This window comes from Streptomyces sp. NPDC041124 (genome assembly GCF_055592385.1).
The window spans coordinates 80771-96870 of sequence record NZ_JBVIYR010000002.1 but is presented as its reverse complement, the minus strand read 5'-3'; the positions used below and the strand labels follow the sequence as shown (position 1 = coordinate 96870).

The window sequence follows — 16100 nt, the reverse complement described above, 5'->3', positions numbered from 1 at the left end:
CGCCGCCGGAAGGGTTGCCGCGTCCGGCGAAGTTTTTCTACGAATCCTCGTCGTCCGCTTCGTCCTTGTCGTCCTGCGCAGCGAAGTCGCCGCCGACGGCGTGCCGTTGCGACCCGGAGCCGGCGTGCGCCGTGTACCGGTCGCCCCCGGCGTCCCGCCCGCCCCGCTCGTGGTTGTACTGGCCCGCGAACACCCACTCGCCCGCCGGGACCGTACGCCCGTCCTTCAGTGTCCAGGTGTAGACGAGGAAGCCGTCCCGCTCGTCCACCGCGAGGTCGAAGTCGCCCTCGGGCAGCGAACGCCAGGCGCCGGCGGACGACACCCCGCCGGTCTGCTCGATCCGCAGCACCACCGTGAGCGCGGTCAGCCGGTCCTTCGTCTTGAGCGTCACATTGCTCTGCGCCCAGAACTCGTTGCTGTGCGGGTCCACCGAACCGTCCGACCACAGCGGGCCGTCCTCGACCCCGGCCGGCGGCCGGTCCGGACCGGCGGACGAACCCGGCGTCCCGGAGGCGGCAGCCGTGTCCCGGGGCTTGTCCGGGGCGTCCGGCGAAGGGTTGAGCGGCGGCTCGGGCGGCCGGCTCGTCGCCTCCGGGGACGGTGCGGGCGTCGGTGAGACGGCCACCTGCTGCGGGGCCTCCTCGTCCTTCACCGCCGACGCCACCGCGTAACCGCCCACCGCCAGCACTCCGGCGACCGCGGCCGTGGCTCCGGCCACCCGCACCCAGCCGAACAGCGGCGGACGCCTGGCCCGGTGCTCCGGACGGGCCGGGCGGACCATGCCGCGTTCCACCCGCGCCAGGATGCGCTCCCGGTCCGGATCGTGCGACCCGGCCGCCTCCCGCAGCCGGGCGCGCAGCTCCTCGTGCACGTCCCGCCGCATCATCGGTCCCTTCCCGCGGCCTCGTCGGCCCGCGCGGTCGTCGCCACCGCCGCCTGAAACCGTCGTGGCACCTCCTGCGTGCCCAGCAGCCGCTGCAGTTCGGTCATCCCCTTCGAGGTCTGGCTCTTCACCGTACCCACCGAAATGCCCAGAGCCAGCGCGGTGTCCTTCTCCGAGAGGTCGAAGGCGTGCCGCAGCACCACGCACGCCCGCTTGCGGAACGGCAGCCGGCGCAGTGCCCCCTGCACGTCCACCACCCCCGGCACATCGGGATTCTCGGTGCGTTCCTCGCGCGGCGACCAGAACAGCGCGACCCTCCGCCGCTCGCGCACCGCGCTGCGGATCCGGGTGCGGGCCAGATTCGCCACCACACCCCGGGCATAGGCGACCGGATGGTCGGCCGCGCGCACCCGGTCCCAGCGGTGCCACAGCGCCAGCAGAGCGTCCGCGGCCAGATCGTCGGCGCTGTCCGCCTCACCCGTCAGCAGATGGGCCAGCCTCGACAGTTCGGCGTAATGGCGCTCGAAGAACGCGTGGAACTCCACAGAGGCGGTGTCGTCGACGACGGCGCCCACGGGCGACCTCCCCTCGCACAGCGTGAAACCCGCAGCGTAGCAGCGCTCTTCGCGCACCTGTGCGGAGGGCCGAACGATGTCCGGTCCGCCGGTATGCCGATCCGTCACACGAACCACACACGAACGCAGCGTGATCCGGGCACAATCGGCCGGCGTTCGCCCGCGATCTTCCCGGAAACCAGGAGCATCGCATGTCCCAGGCGCAGCAGAAGACATGATGACCCAGGTCAAGCACATCGACCGGGACCGCTACGAGATCGCCGTCCCGGCGGTTCCTGGCCATCGCCGTGATGCCGTTCACCTACTCCATCACCGACGGCGATGTTCCTGGTGTACTTCGCCATCGACCCGATCGAGCAGTTGCTCGGCGCCGGGTAGCGCCCCGGAGGCAAGAGGACGGGCCGCCCCCGGGGGGATGGGGGCGGCCCGTCCGTACAGACGTACCGGCGGCGGGAAAGGTTCAGTCCCGCAGGGCCGCCTCCATCGTGGCCCTGGCGACCGGGGCCGCCAGACCGTTCCCGCTGACCTCCGAGCGGGCCGCGTCGGACTGCTCCACCACCACCGCCACGGCGACCTCCTTGTCCGAGGATTCGGAGGCGGCGTACGAGGTGAACCAGGCGTACGGCGTCCGGCTGTTGTTCTCACCGTGCTGCGCGGTGCCGGTCTTGCCGCCCACCGTGGCCCCGGCGATCCGCGCGTTCGACCCCGTGCCCTCCTCGACGACCGTCTCCATCGCCGAGCGGAGCTGCCCGGCGGTCGAGGCGCTCACGACCCGCTCGGTCGACGCCGTCCCGTCGTGGTCCTCCAGCACGTCGCCGCCGCCGTCGGTGATCTGCCCGACCATGTGCGGCGCGACCAGCTCGCCCCCGTTGGCCAGCGCGGCCGACACCATCGCCATCTGCAGCGGGGTCGCCGTCACGTCGAACTGGCCGATGCCGGTCAGCGCCGTCTGCGACGGTTCCATGTCCGAGGGGTAGACGCTGGTGTGGGCGCGCACCGGCACGTCCTGCGTCGTGTCGTTGAAGCCGAACCTCTCCGCCGTCGCCCGCACCGTGTCCTCGCCGAGGTCGACGGCCATCTTCGCGAAGACGTTGTTGCAGGAGTACTGGAGCGCGACCCGGATCGAGGCGTTCTCGCAGGGCGCGTCCGGGTTCTCGTTGGTCAGGTCCCTGACCGTGCCCGGCAGGGGGTACGGGTCGGGGCTGTCGGTCCTCTCGTCCACCGAGCCGTACAGCCCCTCCTCCAGCGCGGCCGCCGCGACGACCAGCTTGAACGTCGAGCCCGGCGGCAGCGGTTGACGCAGCGCGCGGTTGGTGAGCGGCTTGTCCGGGTCCGCGGTGAGCTTCTTCCAGGCCGCGCCCGCGGTGTTGGCGTCGGTCAGCGACGCCGGGTCGTACGACGGGGTCGACACCACCGCGAGGATCCGGCCGGTTCCCGGGTCGATCGCGACCGCGGCGCCCTTCTTGTCGCCCAGCGCCTCGTAGGCCGCCTTCTGCACCGCCGGGTCGATGGTCGTCACCACGGTGCCGGGCTCGGCCCGCCGGTCGGTGACGGTGTCCATCACCGTCCTCAGCCGGGGATCCGTGCCGTTGAGCAGGTCGGCGTAGACCCCCTCCAGCTGGGTCGGCGCGTAGGCCTGCGAGGCGTAACCCGTCACCGCCGCGTACAACGGGCCGTTGTCGTAGGTGCGCTTGTACGCGAGGTCGCCTCCCTCCGTCCGCGCCGAACCGGTGATGGACTCGCCGGCCACGACGATGTTCCCGAGCGGCTCCGCGTACGTCTCGATCGCGTTGCGCCGGTTGTCGCTGTCGTCCGCCAGTGCCCGGCCCTCGTAGAACTGCACCCAGGTCGCCCTGACCAGCAGGGCGAGCACGAGGAGCAGCGTGCAGACCGAGACACGCCTGATCGTCATGTTCATCGCGTCCGGACAGACGAACGGGAAAGGGGGAATCGTTCCCTTCCGGCCGGTTTCTCATCGGGCGTTCATGAAGGACGGCTCGCTGACGAGGGCCCTTCGCTCACCTCCCGCGCAGGAAGCCCGCCTCGTACGCCGCGATGACGGCCTGGGTGCGGTCCCGGGTGCCCGTCTTGGCCAGCACCGAGGCCACGTGCGTCTTCACCGTCGCCGCGCCGACCTCCATCCGCCGGGCGATCTCGGCGTTGGTCAGCCCGCCCGCCATGTGCCGCAGCACCTCGCTCTCGCGCCCGGTCAGCCGCGCCACCCACGCGGGCGGAGCGGGGCGCGCCCGCGCGTGCTCGGTGGCGAGGGCGCGCACCGCCGCCGGGAACAGCAGTGTGTCGCTGCGGGCCACCAGCCGCACGGCTCCGACCAGCGTGTCCGCCTCCGCCCGCTTGAGGAGGAATCCCGCGGCCCCGGCACGCAGGGCGTCGTACACGTACGCGTCGTTCTCGAAGGTGGTGACGACGAGGATCCGGGGTGGCGCGTCGAGGCCGGTGAGGATCCGCTCGGTGGCGCGGATGCCGTCGACCTCCGGCATGCGGACGTCCATCAGCACGACGTCCGGCCGCCGTTCCCGCACGACGGACACCGCCTCCGCGCCCGTGGCGGCCTCACCGACCACCTCCAGGCCGGGTTCGGCGGACAGGATGGCCCGCAGGGCGGAGCGGACCATGCGCTCGTCGTCGGCGAGGACGACGCGGATCGGGGCGGGGCCGCTCATGGGGCCTCCTCGGGAAGTCGACGCGGTGCGGCGGGGCGGGGATCGGCGGGCGGGCGGGTCAGGGGCAGCCGTACGCGCAGCCGCCAGGTGCCGTCCGCCGGGCCCGCCCACGCCATGCCGCCCAGGAGGCGCGCGCGGGCCTCGATGCCGGCCAGGCCGTGGCCGCCGCCGGGACGGGTGGGGGCGGGCCCCGCGCAGGGGTTCTCCACGGTGATCTCCAGCCCGCCGGCGCACAGTTCGGCGCGGACGGTCACCGGGACGTCCGCACCGGCGTGCCGGAGCGCGTTGGTCAAGCCCTCCTGGACGATGCGGTAGGCCTCCCGGGAGAGCACCGGCGGCAAGGCGGTGAGCGGCGCGCCGACCGCGGCCGTCACCGTCGCCCCGGCCGCCCGGGTGCGGCGCAGCAGACCGTCCAGATCGGCGGCGAGGGTGGGGGCCGGGGCCGTGCCGGGCGCGTCACCGTCCCGCAGCACGGCGAGCACCGCGTCGAGTTCGCCGACCGTGCGCCGGGTGGTCTCCTCGATCGCGGTGAGGGCCTCGCGGACGAACTCCGGGTCGTGGTCGAGGACCCGGCGGGCCGCGCCCGCCTGGAGGGTCACCGCGCTCAGCGCGTGCCCCACCGAGTCGTGCAGCTCGCGCGCCAGCCGGTTGCGCACGGCGAGGTCGGCGGCGCGTGCCTCGGCGGCGGCGAGCCGGTCCTCGGGAGCCGGGCCGAGCAGCGCGGGCGCCCTGCGGGCCAGCAGCGCGCCCGCCCCCGCCGCGCAGGCGGCCGTCGCGAGCAGCGACGCCACGCCCGCGACGGGCGCGAGCGCCACCGCCCACGTGTGCCCGAAGACCTCCGGCAGTCCGAGCGGCGGACCGCCCGGTCCGGCCGCGAGCGGCAGCGCGAGCAGCACGGCCGCGAACGGCGGCACCGCCAGCGACATCCCCGCGACGATCCCGCCGAGCCCCAGGTGCAGCGTGAACCAGGCCGCCGTACGGCCCTTCGCGGCCCGGCCGCGGGCGGGCCCGTCGGAGAGCAGGGCCGGGTCCACCCCGCACAGCCAGCGCACCGCGGCGCTCTCCAGCGGCCGGGTCAGCGGGAACAGGGAGGTCACGGCGGCGAGCGGCAGACCGACGGCGAACGAGGCGAGCTGCGCGGCCGTCGAGGAGAAGACCTCGCCGGAGCCGGTCAGGGGGCCGACGACGAGCGAGCCGACCAGCACGTACGGCATGGCGAGCGCGCCGCCCAGGATCAGGTGGATCCAGCGCAGCCGCGCCCGGCGGCCGAACAGCGGCCGCAGGACGGCCCTCACGTCAGCGGGTGCCGCGCGGACCGTGCCGCGAGGAAGCGGGCGCCGACGGTGGCGACGAGCAGGCCGACGATCATCTGGCCAGCGTAGGTCAGCAGCACCGTCGCCGTCGGACCGTCGGCGGGATCGCCCGGGGCGACCAGCGCGGCCGCCGCCATCCAGCCGCCCCAGCAGGCCACGGCACCGGACCCGATCCCGGCCAGGGCCAGCGGCACCCGCACCGGCAGCGCGGGAAGGCACCGGAAGGCCAGCACCAGGCCCCCGGTGACCGCGGCCAGGAGGAAGACCACGTACAGGGACTCCAGGACGTGGAAGTCGCTGCCCCGGTCCGCGACGACGCCCTCGCTCAGCCCGGTGGTGCCGCCGCAGGCCCACACCGTCCGCAGCGCCAGCGGGAACGGCACGAGCACGGCGGCGGCCACCGCGAGGCGCCGCTGCGCCGCCCCCGCCGCCCCGGCGGGCAGGTCCCCCACGCGGCCCCGCCACACATGGCCCCAGCGGTCCCGTGCGTACAGCGCGAACAGGGCACCCAGGGCGAGGCCCTGGACGATGAACCCGGCGTAGACGACGGTGAAGACCCACGCGTGCAGGAAGGGTTCGCCGCCGCCCGAGGTGCCCGCGGCGCTCCCGCCGAGGGCGCGCACCAGCATCTGGAGCGGATAGCCGGCCATGACCGGCGCCAGCAGTCCCGTCGCCACCCACATCGGCACCGTGAGCAGCCACGCGGGCACCGCGCGGCCCCACGGCCGGGTCAGCAGCAGCGCCAGCACGATCACCGCGCCGTCCATCAGGATCGTCAGTACGTTGGCGGCGGCCATGGCGGCGGGATGGTCCAGCAGGGGACTGCCCGCCGGGATGCCGATCCGGCTGCCCGCCACCCAGGCGGTCTTGAGGCCGAGGTACGGCAGGCAGGCGGCGACGGCGACGGCACGCAGCAGCCTGCGGGAGCGGGGGAGCGCGCGGCCGCCGGTGACGACCGGGGAGGAGAGTGTCTGCGACATGCCCTCACACTCCCGCGCGGCGGCCCGCCGCCACGTCCTGCGCGGCGGCGATCCGCCTCCGCCGCGCGGGGGAGGGCCGGGTCAGCCCTCCAGCGCGAGCACCAGCTCCTCGATCTCCCCGCCGCGCCCCGGCGCGTACGCCGTGGCCCGCCCGGAGAGCGTGAAGCCGCAGCGCCGCAGCACCCGCAGCGACGCCTCGTTGTCGGCGGCCACGCGCGCGTACAGCGGGCGTTCGTCCACCTCGGCCAGCAGGGCGCGCAGCGCGGCCGTGGCGATGCCCTTGCCCCAGTGGGCGCGGTCGACCCAGTAGGTCACCTCGCGCTCGCCCGCCTCCCCGTAGACGGCCGCGTTGCCGACCACGTCGCCGTCGACGAGCACGGTGCGCGCCACGATCTCCGGCGAGCTGCGGATACGGGCCCAGTGGGCGTCGAAGCGGTCCCGGTCGGCCGGGTCCTCCGGGGTGAACGCGGCCATGCGCAGCGCCTCCGGGTCGTTCGACTGGCGGTAGAAGACCGGCAGATCGCTGTCGTGTACCGGTCGCAGGGCGATGTCCACGGTTCAGAGCCTCCGGGTGGCCAGGGTCAGCCGGTCGCGGGCGTCGAACAGGGCGTCCTTGACCATCTGTTCGTGCGCGGGGGTGAGCCGGGCCACCGGCACGGAGCAGCTGATCGCGTCCCGCGCGGGGGTGCGGTACGGGATGGCCACGCCGAAGCAGCGCAGCCCCAGCGTGTTCTCCTCGCGGTCCACGGCGAAGCCCTGCTCCCGCACCTGGTGCAGCTCCTCGATGAGCTGCTCCCGGTCGGTGACGGTGTTCTCGGTCAGGGCGGGCAGCGTCTCCGGGAGCATCTTGCGCACCTGCTCGTCGGAGTACGTGCTCAGCAGCGCCTTGCCCAGCGACGTGGAGTGCGCGGGCAGTCGGCGGCCGACCCGGGTGAAGGGACGCAGGTAGTGCTGCGACTGGCGGGTGGCGAGGTAGACGACGTTGGTGCCGTCGAGCCGGGCGAGGTGGATGGTCTCGGTGGTGTCGTCCGAGAGCCGGTCCAGCGTGGGCCGGGCGGCCGCGACGACCTCGTCGCCGTCGATGTACGACGTGCCCACCAGCAGGGCCCGCACGCCGATGCCGTACCGCGTGCCCGTCGCGTCGGTCTCCACCCAGCCGAGCTCCACGAGCGTGCGCAGCAGCATGTAGAGGCTCGACTTGGGGTAGCCGACGGCCTCCTGGACCGCCGCCAGGGAGTGCATGCCGGGGCGCCCGGCGAAGAATTCGAGCAGTTCAACGGTCCGCACCGCGGACTTGACCTGCGCCCCGCCGCCCGTCTCGCCAGCCGACATCGCCCTTGACCCCTTCGTTCGCCGGGAAATAGTCTCCGAAGCGCATTCATCTACAGAGACAGCGTTCAGCATATCGAACACCGCTGATGGATGACGTACATACTGCGGCATCGCACGCGGCGATCAAGTGGAGGGACCCCGGTGGCAGCAGCACCAGTCTGGAGTGTCGACCCCCGAACCGGGAAGCAGCGGGAACAGGTTGCGGTGGAGGCCACGGCCCAGGAGGTGGACGCCGCCGTGCGCGCCGCGCAGGACGCGCGCGGCGCGCTGACGGACCGCGGCGTCCGCGCGGCCTTCCTGCGCACCGCCGCCGACGAGCTGGAGGCGGCCCGGGACCGGCTCGTCGAGGCCGCCGACGCGGAGACCGCGCTCGGCCCGGCCCGGCTCACCGGCGAACTCGCCCGCACCTGCTACCAGCTGCGCGCCTTCGCCGGCATCGTCGACGAGGGCGCCTTCCTCGACGTCGTCATCGACCACCCCGACGACACCGCCACCCCGCCCGTGCCGGACCTGCGCCGCTACAAGATCCCGCTGGGTGTCGTCGCCGTCTACTCGGCGTCCAACTTCCCCTTCGCGTTCTCCGTGGCCGGCGGCGACACCGCGAGCGCGCTCGCGGCCGGCTGCCCGGTCGTCGTCAAGGCACACCCCGACCACCCCGCCCTGTCCGAGCTGGTCGCCGCGGTGCTGCGCCGGGCCGCCGCCCGGCACGACATCCCCGGCGGCGTCCTCGGCCTGGTGCACGGCTTCGAGGCCGGCATCCGGCTGATCGAGCACCCGCTGGTCGCGGCCGCCGGTTTCACCGGTTCCGTCCGCGGCGGCCGCGCCCTCTTCGACGCGGCCGCGGCCCGGCCCGTGCCGATCCCCTTCCACGGTGAACTGGGCTCCCTGAACCCGGTCGTCGTCACCGAGGCCGCCGCCGCCGAGCGCGGCGAGGCCATCGGCGCCGGGCTCGCGGGCTCGATGACGCTCGGCGTCGGCCAGTTCTGCGTGAAGCCGGGCCTGGTCCTCGCCCCCGCCGGACCGGCCGGCGACGCGCTGCTCACGTCCCTGACGGAGGCGGTCAGCGACACCGAGGCGGGCGTCCTGCTCGACCACCGCATGCGGGACAACTTCGTCGCCGGTGTCGCCGAGCGCACCGGGCTGCCCGGCGTGGAGTCCCCGGTGACCCCCGGCGCGGGCGGTGAGCACACCGTCAGCGCGGGCTTCCTCACCGTGCCCGCGAGCCGGCTGGCCGAGGAGGGCGCGCACGACCTGCTCCTGGAGGAGTGCTTCGGACCGGTCACCGTGGTGGCCCGCTACGAGGACGACGACGAGGTGCGCGGTGTGCTGTCCCGGCTGCCGGGCAACCTCACGGCGACGGTCCAGCTCTCCGCCGCGGAGGCGGCCGGCGAGGGCCGCGGGGCCGAACTGGTGCGGGACCTCACGCCGCTCGCGGGACGCGTCCTGGTGAACGGCTGGCCGACCGGCGTCGCGGTCGCCCCGGCCCAGCACCACGGCGGCCCGTACCCGGCGACCACCTCCACCTCCACCTCGGTGGGCGGCACGGCCATCGAGCGCTGGCTGCGGCCGGTCGTCTACCAGGGAACCCCCGAGGCGCTCCTGCCCCCGGAACTCAGGGACGCCAACCCCCTGGGGCTGCCCCGGAGGTTCAACGGCGCCCTGGAGCGCTGAGGACGCTCACCCCGCGGCGGTCGGCTCCAGGCCCGCGTCCCGGGCCAGGAGCGCCGCCTGCACCCTGTTGTCGCGGTCGAGCTCGGTCAGGATGCGGCTGACGTGCGTCTTCACCGTGGCCTCGCTCATGTGCTGCCGGGCGCCGGCGTCCGCGTGGGACAGGTCCTCGCCGAGCAGGGACAGCACCTCGCGTTCGCGGTCCGTCAGGCGCCGGCGCGCCTCCTCGCCGCGCACGGTCGCGGCGGGGGAGGCGAGCGTGTCCACGATGTGCGGCCGACGCCCCTGTCCTCTCGGGTCGTCGAGGACGTCGACTGACGGAGACTCGCCCTCGTGCCGTTCATGTGGCCGTACCACTTCGACCTCACCCCTCGGCCCCGGTGGCGGGCCGTGCCTGGGACACTTCCGCCATGGACCTGAAAATCGCCGAACTCCCCTTCCTCCTGCGCACCTACGGCCCCGACGGCTCCTGGTCCTACGAGGACGGCGTCCTCACCGGATGGGCCGGACCCCGGCAGGACCGTTTCGTGCCGCCCACCGGCGAGGCCCTGGACCCCGCCGCCGACGCGCCGCGCCTGCTGGGCGCCCCCGAGGGCGACTTCCAGCTGATCGCGCGGGTCACGGCCGGCTTCGCCGGCTCCTTCGACGCCGGAGTGCTGTACGTCCATGTCGGCGAGCGGGCCTGGGCCAAGCTCTGCCTGGAGTACTCCCCGGACGTGCCCACCGTCTGCACCGTGGTCACCCGGGGCCACTCGGACGACGCCAACTCCTTCACCGTCGACGGCAGTTCCGTCTGGCTCCGGGTGAGCCGCACCGGCCGTGCCTTCGCCTTCCACGCCTCGCGCGACGGCAAGCTGTGGACCTTCGTCCGGCTCTTCACCCTCGGCGGCGAGGAGGAGACCGGCGCCGCCCTGGTCGGCTTCATGGCGCAGTCACCGATGGGGGAGGGCTGCGTGGTGACCTACGACCATCTGGAGTACCGGCCGCACTGGCCGCGTGATCTGCGGGACGGCAGCTGACGGGAATGGAACCGGCTGCTTGAAGGTTCATCCATTTACGGAGAAAGCCTCCGCACCCGAACGTCCGTACCCGTACGTATCCGTACGACCCTGGAGAGAGCCGATTCATGCGCGTCGAGATCTGGAGCGACATCGCCTGCCCCTGGTGCTATGTCGGAAAGGCCCGTTTCGAGAAGGCGCTGGCCTCCTTCCCGCACCGTGAGCAGGTCGAGGTGGTGCACCGCTCCTTCGAGCTCGACCCGGGCCGCGCCAAGGGCGACGTCCAGCCGGTGATCACCATGCTGACCGGGAAGTACGGCATGAGCGAGGCGCAGGCCCAGGCCGGCGAGGACAACCTGGGCGCCCAGGCCGCCGCCGAGGGCCTGCCCTACCGCACCCGGGACCGCGACCACGGCAACACCTTCGACCTGCACCGCCTGCTGCACTTCGCCCGCGAGCGGGGACGCCAGGAGGAGCTGCTCGACCGGTTCTACACGGCGAACTTCGCCGAGGAGCGGTCCGTCTTCGACGACGACGAACGGCTCGTCGAGCTCGCCGGCGAGGCCGGCCTGGACACCGGCGCCGTCCGCGAGGTCCTCGCCGACCCCGGGGCGTACGCCGACGAGGTCCGCGCCGACGAACGCGAGGCCGCGGAACTCGGCGCGAACGGTGTGCCGTTCTTCGTCATCGACCGCACGTACGGCGTCTCCGGCGCCCAGCCCGCCGAGGTCTTCACCCAGGCGCTCACCCGGGCCTGGGGCGACCGGCCGCCGCTGCGGCTGGTCGACGGCGGCGCCGGAGCCGAGGCCTGCGGCCCGGACGGATGCGCGGTGCCGCAGCAGGGGAAGGCGCAGGTCGGGACGGACGCGTAAGCACTACCTGGCGACAGCGCGCACCTCCCGGCCGTGGACGGGGAGATCCCGAGGCCGCACAGTGGACCCATGGAGACTGTGGAGAACCTCGTCCGTGCCGAGTTCGCCCCGAAGACGACCCACCTGAACACCGCGGCCAGCGCCCTGCTGCCGGCCCGCGCGGCGACCGCGCTCCAGGACGCCGTGCGGCTGCGCGTGGAGGGCCGCTCGCTGGACCCCCTGTACACCGACGTCGAGGCCGCCCGGGCCGCCTATGCCCGGCTCGCCGGCGTCCCCGTCGAGCGGGTCGCGGCCGGCGCCACGGCCGCGCTGTACACCTCGCTGGTCGCGGCCTCCCTGCCGCCGGGCGCCGAAGTCCTCACCGCGGAGGACGACTTCACCTCCGTACTCAACCCGTTCCACACCCGGGGCGACCTCAAGGTGCGGGCCGTTCCGCTGGAGCGGGTCGCCGACTCGGTGCGGCCGGGCACCGCGCTGGTCGCCGTCAGCGCCGTCCAGTCCGCCGACGGCCGGATCGCCGGCCTGACGGCACTCGGCGAGGCGGCCCGGGCGCACGGGGCGCGCACCTACGTCGACTTCTCCCAGGCGGCCGGCTGGCTGCCCATGGAAGCCGGCACCTTCGACTACTCCGTCGCCATCACCTACAAGTGGCTGCTCGGACCGCATGGGGCGGCCTTCCTCGTCGTGCCCGAGGACCTCGGCGACCTTCCGCCGGTCCAGGCGAGCTGGGCCGCGGCGGAGCACCCCTGGGCCAGCTGCTACGGCCCCGTCGCCGAACTCGCCCACTCGGCCCGGCGGTTCGACTCCAGCCCGGCCCTGTTCACTTACGCGGGCCTGCGGGCCTCCCTCGAACTCGTCGAGGAGATCGGCGTGGACGCCGTCCGCGCCCACGACCTGAACCTCGCCGAGCGCTTCCGCGCCGGGCTCGCGGACCTGGGGCACACGCCCGTGCCCGCGCCCGGTTCCCCGATCGTGTCCGTGCCCGGACTCGGCCACCTCCAGCCGGAACTGGCGGCCGCCGGCATCCAGGTGTCCGACCGTGCGGGCAACCTGCGGGCGTCCTTCCACCTGTACAACACGGCCGACGACGTGGACCGGCTGCTCGACGCCCTGTCCGGCTGACGCCACCGCACACGGCAGCGGGCCGGTGCCTCCCTGTCCCACACGAGGAGGCCCCGGCCCGCGGTCCTGGTGGCGCGACTACCACGCCGTCACGGCGACTACCGCACCGGAGTGAAGTCCCGCGCCCCGATGAACTCGGGTCGCCGGATCGGTGCCGCGAACGGCTCGACCGCCGCGTTCTCGACGCTGTTGAACACGATGAACACGTTGCTGCGCGGGAACGGCGTGATGTTGTCGCCGGAACCGTGCATGGCGTTGCAGTCGAACCAGGTCGCCGAACCGGCCTTGCCGGTGAACAGCCTGATGCCGTACTCCGACGCCATCTTGGTCAGCGCCTCGTCGGACGGCGTCCCCGCGTCCTGCATCTGCAGGGACTTCTTGTAGTTGTCCTTCGGCGTGGCCCCCGCGCACCCGAGGAACGTCTTGTGCGACCCCGGCATGATCATGAGACCGCCGTTGGTGTCGTAGTTCTCGGTGAGCGCGATCGAGACCGAGATGGTGCGCATGTTCGGCAGGCCGTCCTCGGCGTGCCAGGTCTCGAAGTCCGAGTGCCAGTAGAAGCCGCTGGCCCCGAAGCCCGGCTTGACGTTGATCCGCGACTGGTGGACGTAGACGTCCGAACCGAGGATCTGCCGGGCCCGCCCGACGATCCGCTCGTCGCGCACCAGATTCGCGAAGACCTCGCTGATCCTGTGGACCTCGAAGACGGACCGGATCTCCTTGGACTGCGGCTCGACGATCGAGCGCTCGTCCTCGCGGACGGCCGGGTCGGTGACGAGCCGCTCCAGCTCCCGCTGGTACACGGCGACCTCGTCGGGACCGATGAGCTGGTCGATGGCGAGGAAGCCGTCGCGGTCCAGCGCCTGGAGGTCACCGGCCGACACGGGCCCGGGGGTGTCCGGGGAGCCCCAGACGACCGGGTCCTGCCGGGGAGTCGCCACCTCGGTGGCGCCGCGGGTGGGATAGAGGTCGGTGACGTTCGTGGTCGTCGTGGTCACGGTGACTCACACCTCCTCGGTGAGCAGCGGGTACACGCCGTTCTCGTCGTGGTCCTCCCGTCCGGTGACGGGCGGGTTGAAGACACAGATGCAGTGGAAGTCCTCCTTGACCTTGAGCGTGTGCCGCTCGTGGCCGTTGAGGAGGTACATGGTGCCGGGAGTGATGCGGTACGTCTCCCCGGTCTCGCGGTCGGTCAGTTCGGCCTCGCCCTTGGTGCAGACGACGGCCTCGATGTGGTTCGCGTACCACATCGACGTCTCCGTACCCGCGTACAGGATCGTCTCGTGCAGGGAGAAGCCGACCTTCTCCTTGGCGAGGACGATCCGCTTGCTCTCCCACGTGCCGGACGCGGATTTCACGTGCCGGTCGGTGCCTTCGAGGTCCTTGAACGAACGGACGATCACGGTGTTGCGATGCCTCCTCGGCTCGGGTGTGTCTTTCAGGCGGTCTCGCGGACGGCGCGGGCGAGGACGGTGAGGCCCTCGTCCAGCTCGTCCGCGGTGATGGTCAGGGACGGGAGCAGCTTGACGACCTCGCTCTCCGGGCCGGACGTCTCGATGAGCAGCCCGAGTTCGAAGGCGCGCTTGGCGATCCGGCCCGCGCGCTCCTTGTCGTGGAACTCCAGGCCCCAGACCAGGCCGCGGCCGCGGTACTCCTTGACGTCGGCGAGGTTCTCCTCGGTGATGGCGATCAGCGCCTGCTCGACCTGCTCGCCGCGCGAACGGGTCTGCTTCTCCATCGCGGAGCCGTCCGCCCAGTACGCCTCCAGGGCCGCGGTGGCCGTGACGAAGGCGGGGTTGTTGCCGCGGAAGGTGCCGTTGTGCTCGCCCGGCTCCCAGACGTCCAGCTCCGGCTTGAACAGGGTGAGCGCCATCGGCAGTCCGTAGCCGCTGATCGACTTGGACACGGTGACGATGTCGGGCGTGATGCCGGCCTCCTCGAAGGAGAAGAAGGCACCGGTACGTCCGCAGCCCATCTGGATGTCGTCGACGATGAGCAGCATGTCCTGGCGTTCGCACAGCTCGGCCAGGGCGCGCAGCCACTCGGGCCGGGCGACGTTGATGCCGCCCTCGCCCTGCACGGTCTCGACGATCACGGCGGCGGGCTTGTTGAGGCCGGAGCCCTGGTCCTCCAGGAGCCGCTCGAACCACAGGAAGTCCTCGACCTTGCCGTCGAAGTAGTTGTCGAACGGCATCGGCGTGCCGTGCACCAGCGGGACGCCGGCACCGGCCCGCTTGAAGGCGTTGCCGGTCACGGCGAGCGAGCCCAGCGACATGCCGTGGAAGGCGTTGGTGAACGACACGATCGCCTCGCGTCCCTTCACCTTCCGCGCGAGCTTCAGCGCGGACTCCACGGCGTTGGTGCCCGTCGGGCCCGGGAACATCACCTTGTACGGCAGGTCGCGCGGGCGCAGGATGTAGTTCTGGAAGGACTCCAGGAAGGCCCGCTTGGCCGTGGTCGACATGTCGAGGCCGTGCGTGACGCCGTCCCGCTCCAGGTAGTCGATCAGCGCCCGTTTCAGGACGGGGTTGTTGTGCCCGTAGTTGAGTGAGCCGGCTCCGGCGAAGAAGTCGAGGTACTCATGGCCGTCCTCGTCGTACATGCGGCTGCCGTGCGCACGGTCGAAGACGGTGGGCCAGCCGCGGCAGTAGCTGCGCACCTCGGACTCGAGGGTCTCGAAGACGCTGAGGTCGGGCTGGGTGATGGTCACGGCGGATCGCTCCTCGGTGGCGTGGGAAGTCAGAGGGAGTCGGAAGTTCAGGGGGGTCGGGCCGGGCGCCTCAGAGCGCGAACGGCCCGATGCGGTACAGGACCTCGGGGTCGTGCGGTCCGTCAGGGAACTGGCCGGCGTCGAACAGCACCTCGCGCTCCAGCAGAGCGCCGTGGCGCTCCGCGAACGCGGTGAACAGGCGCTCGGACGCGGTGTTGCCCGGCGTGATGGTGGTCTCCACGGTGTCCACCCCGTGCTCGGCCGCGGTCCGGGCGGCCAGACCGTCGAGCAGGGCGGCGGCCAGACCGCGGCCGCGGTGGGACGCGTCGACCGCGACCTGCCAGACGAGCAGGGTGCGCGGGCTGTCCGGCCGCAGGTATCCGCTGACGAAGCCGATCGGCGCGCCGTGCTCGTCACGAGCGACGGCCGACGTGGCGGCGAAGTCACGGCACCACAGCAGATAGCTGTACGACGAGTTCAGGTCGAGGACCTTCGAGTCCCTGGCTATTCGCCACAGCTCGGCTCCGTCCGCCACGGTGGGGCGGTCGATTTGCAGGTCTGCTTGTGCGGCAGTCATGCAAATTGAACTTACCCAGGTAAATTCAAAATTGCATCGCCTGTCGGGGTTACGTACGAGCTCGATCTGTGTTATCGCGCGTACGGGCGGGTCCGCGCGAGAACCCGGCGGTATGCACCGTTTGTCCTGGTGCATACCGCACAAAAGGGACCGCTTGTGGAACCGGTCACAAGTGTGTAACTCCCGTGACGGGCCTCGGGACGCTCACGAAATCGTGGCGTTTAGCCTCGGAGAATCGGGGCAGAAGAAGACGGGAAGCTACTCGCCGGATAATAGAAAAATAAGCGATGGAATGCGTCGGGGGAATGCGCGCGAATGCTTTCGGGAATCCCTGGAATTAACCTCCCGGTGGCCCGCCCGACGTTTCCGGGCGGGGCCGCCGTCAGGCG

16 protein-coding genes and 2 pseudogenes are annotated in these 16100 nt (G+C 72.6%); 5 read left to right on the top strand and 13 right to left on the bottom strand.

Annotation, left to right across the window (positions count from 1 at the left end; translation table 11 throughout):
- Window positions 1-37: 37 nt before the first annotated feature.
- Both ACZ6A9_RS04820 and ACZ6A9_RS04815 read right to left on the bottom strand, forming a co-directional pair.
- The gene (locus ACZ6A9_RS04820) at window positions 38-883 is read right to left on the bottom strand and encodes a hypothetical protein (protein ID WP_468980617.1); all 846 of its coding nucleotides are present in this window, start codon (window positions 881-883) and stop codon (window positions 38-40) included.
- Window positions 883-1458 carry a SigE family RNA polymerase sigma factor gene (locus ACZ6A9_RS04815; RefSeq protein ID WP_468978436.1) on the bottom strand — a complete coding sequence of 192 codons (576 nt, stop codon included), beginning with the start codon at window positions 1456-1458 and terminating at the stop codon, window positions 883-885. Before ACZ6A9_RS04815 ends, ACZ6A9_RS04820 begins: the two co-directional genes overlap by 1 nt.
- A gap of 214 nt (window positions 1459-1672) precedes the next feature.
- On the opposite strand from ACZ6A9_RS04815, the pseudogene ACZ6A9_RS04810 reads away from it, so the two are divergent.
- Window positions 1673-1836, top strand: a pseudogene (locus ACZ6A9_RS04810) (NCS2 family permease); the annotation flags it as partial.
- Between the two features lie 82 nt (window positions 1837-1918).
- Here ACZ6A9_RS04810 and ACZ6A9_RS04805 read toward each other — a convergent pair.
- The 6 genes from ACZ6A9_RS04805 to ACZ6A9_RS04780 all read right to left on the bottom strand — a co-directional run bounded on the left by ACZ6A9_RS04805 (window position 1919) and on the right by ACZ6A9_RS04780 (window position 7764).
- The gene (locus ACZ6A9_RS04805) at window positions 1919-3376 is read right to left on the bottom strand and encodes a peptidoglycan D,D-transpeptidase FtsI family protein (protein WP_468978434.1); all 1458 of its coding nucleotides are present in this window, start codon (window positions 3374-3376) and stop codon (window positions 1919-1921) included.
- Between the two features lie 100 nt (window positions 3377-3476).
- Window positions 3477-4139, bottom strand: coding sequence for a response regulator (locus tag ACZ6A9_RS04800; RefSeq protein WP_468978431.1), 663 nt, complete (start codon window positions 4137-4139; stop codon window positions 3477-3479).
- Entirely contained in the window at window positions 4136-5434 is a 1299-nt protein-coding gene (locus ACZ6A9_RS04795) for a sensor histidine kinase (protein WP_468978429.1), read from the bottom strand. The genes ACZ6A9_RS04800 and ACZ6A9_RS04795 overlap by 4 nt, the downstream gene beginning before the upstream one ends.
- Window positions 5431-6432: a hypothetical protein gene (locus ACZ6A9_RS04790; protein ID WP_468978425.1), complete on the bottom strand. Its 1002-nt coding sequence runs from the start codon at window positions 6430-6432 to the stop codon at window positions 5431-5433. Before ACZ6A9_RS04790 ends, ACZ6A9_RS04795 begins: the two co-directional genes overlap by 4 nt.
- An 81-nt stretch (window positions 6433-6513) precedes the next feature.
- Window positions 6514-6987, bottom strand: a complete 474-nt coding sequence (locus ACZ6A9_RS04785) for a GNAT family N-acetyltransferase (RefSeq protein ID WP_468978423.1) — start codon at window positions 6985-6987, stop codon at window positions 6514-6516.
- A 3-nt stretch (window positions 6988-6990) separates the two neighbouring features.
- The gene (locus ACZ6A9_RS04780) at window positions 6991-7764 is read right to left on the bottom strand and encodes an IclR family transcriptional regulator (protein WP_228968182.1); all 774 of its coding nucleotides are present in this window, start codon (window positions 7762-7764) and stop codon (window positions 6991-6993) included.
- A gap of 141 nt (window positions 7765-7905) precedes the next feature.
- On the opposite strand from ACZ6A9_RS04780, the gene ACZ6A9_RS04775 reads away from it, so the two are divergent.
- Window positions 7906-9435 carry an aldehyde dehydrogenase (NADP(+)) gene (locus tag ACZ6A9_RS04775; protein ID WP_468978416.1) on the top strand — a complete coding sequence of 510 codons (1530 nt, stop codon included), beginning with the start codon at window positions 7906-7908 and terminating at the stop codon, window positions 9433-9435.
- Window positions 9436-9441: 6 nt separating this feature from the next.
- Here ACZ6A9_RS04775 and ACZ6A9_RS04770 read toward each other — a convergent pair.
- Window positions 9442-9705, bottom strand: a pseudogene (locus ACZ6A9_RS04770) (response regulator transcription factor); the annotation flags it as partial.
- 137 nt (window positions 9706-9842) lie between these two features.
- On the opposite strand from ACZ6A9_RS04770, the gene ACZ6A9_RS04765 reads away from it, so the two are divergent.
- The 3 genes from ACZ6A9_RS04765 to ACZ6A9_RS04755 all read left to right on the top strand — a co-directional run bounded on the left by ACZ6A9_RS04765 (window position 9843) and on the right by ACZ6A9_RS04755 (window position 12424).
- Entirely contained in the window at window positions 9843-10451 is a 609-nt protein-coding gene (locus tag ACZ6A9_RS04765) for a DUF1349 domain-containing protein (protein WP_468978411.1), read from the top strand.
- A 107-nt stretch (window positions 10452-10558) separates the two neighbouring features.
- The gene (locus tag ACZ6A9_RS04760) at window positions 10559-11302 is read left to right on the top strand and encodes a DsbA family oxidoreductase (RefSeq protein WP_468978408.1); all 744 of its coding nucleotides are present in this window, start codon (window positions 10559-10561) and stop codon (window positions 11300-11302) included.
- Between the two features lie 69 nt (window positions 11303-11371).
- Window positions 11372-12424: an aminotransferase class V-fold PLP-dependent enzyme gene (locus tag ACZ6A9_RS04755; protein WP_468978405.1), complete on the top strand. Its 1053-nt coding sequence runs from the start codon at window positions 11372-11374 to the stop codon at window positions 12422-12424.
- Window positions 12425-12522: 98 nt separating this feature from the next.
- On the opposite strand, the gene thpD is transcribed toward ACZ6A9_RS04755, so the two are convergent.
- The 4 genes from thpD to ectA form a co-directional block, all read right to left on the bottom strand.
- Window positions 12523-13422: an ectoine hydroxylase gene (thpD, locus tag ACZ6A9_RS04750; protein WP_468978399.1), complete on the bottom strand. Its 900-nt coding sequence runs from the start codon at window positions 13420-13422 to the stop codon at window positions 12523-12525.
- Between the two features lie 6 nt (window positions 13423-13428).
- Window positions 13429-13827 carry an ectoine synthase gene (locus ACZ6A9_RS04745; RefSeq protein WP_468978394.1) on the bottom strand — a complete coding sequence of 133 codons (399 nt, stop codon included), beginning with the start codon at window positions 13825-13827 and terminating at the stop codon, window positions 13429-13431.
- A 35-nt stretch (window positions 13828-13862) separates the two neighbouring features.
- Complete coding sequence (gene ectB, locus ACZ6A9_RS04740) at window positions 13863-15134, bottom strand: diaminobutyrate--2-oxoglutarate transaminase (protein ID WP_468978391.1); 1272 nt, start codon at window positions 15132-15134, stop codon at window positions 13863-13865.
- A gap of 70 nt (window positions 15135-15204) precedes the next feature.
- Window positions 15205-15711 (bottom strand): diaminobutyrate acetyltransferase, encoded by a 507-nt coding sequence (gene ectA / locus ACZ6A9_RS04735; RefSeq protein ID WP_228968191.1) that lies wholly within the window; start codon window positions 15709-15711, stop codon window positions 15205-15207.
- Between the last annotated feature and the right edge of the window lie 389 nt (window positions 15712-16100).

Coding starts and splice junctions, on each gene's coding strand:
- ACZ6A9_RS04820 (WP_468980617.1), bottom strand. CDS start 883: ATGCGGCGGGACGTGCACGAGGAGCTGCGCGCCCGGCTGCGGGAGGCG.
- ACZ6A9_RS04805 (WP_468978434.1), bottom strand. CDS start 3,376: ATGAACATGACGATCAGGCGTGTCTCGGTCTGCACGCTGCTCCTCGTG.
- ACZ6A9_RS04800 (WP_468978431.1), bottom strand. CDS start 4,139: ATGAGCGGCCCCGCCCCGATCCGCGTCGTCCTCGCCGACGACGAGCGC.
- ACZ6A9_RS04790 (WP_468978425.1), bottom strand. CDS start 6,432: ATGTCGCAGACACTCTCCTCCCCGGTCGTCACCGGCGGCCGCGCGCTC.
- ACZ6A9_RS04780 (WP_228968182.1), bottom strand. CDS start 7,764: ATGTCGGCTGGCGAGACGGGCGGCGGGGCGCAGGTCAAGTCCGCGGTG.
- ACZ6A9_RS04765 (WP_468978411.1), top strand. CDS start 9,843: ATGGACCTGAAAATCGCCGAACTCCCCTTCCTCCTGCGCACCTACGGC.
- ACZ6A9_RS04760 (WP_468978408.1), top strand. CDS start 10,559: ATGCGCGTCGAGATCTGGAGCGACATCGCCTGCCCCTGGTGCTATGTC.
- ACZ6A9_RS04755 (WP_468978405.1), top strand. CDS start 11,372: ATGGAGACTGTGGAGAACCTCGTCCGTGCCGAGTTCGCCCCGAAGACG.
- ectA (WP_228968191.1), bottom strand. CDS start 15,711: ATGACTGCCGCACAAGCAGACCTGCAAATCGACCGCCCCACCGTGGCG.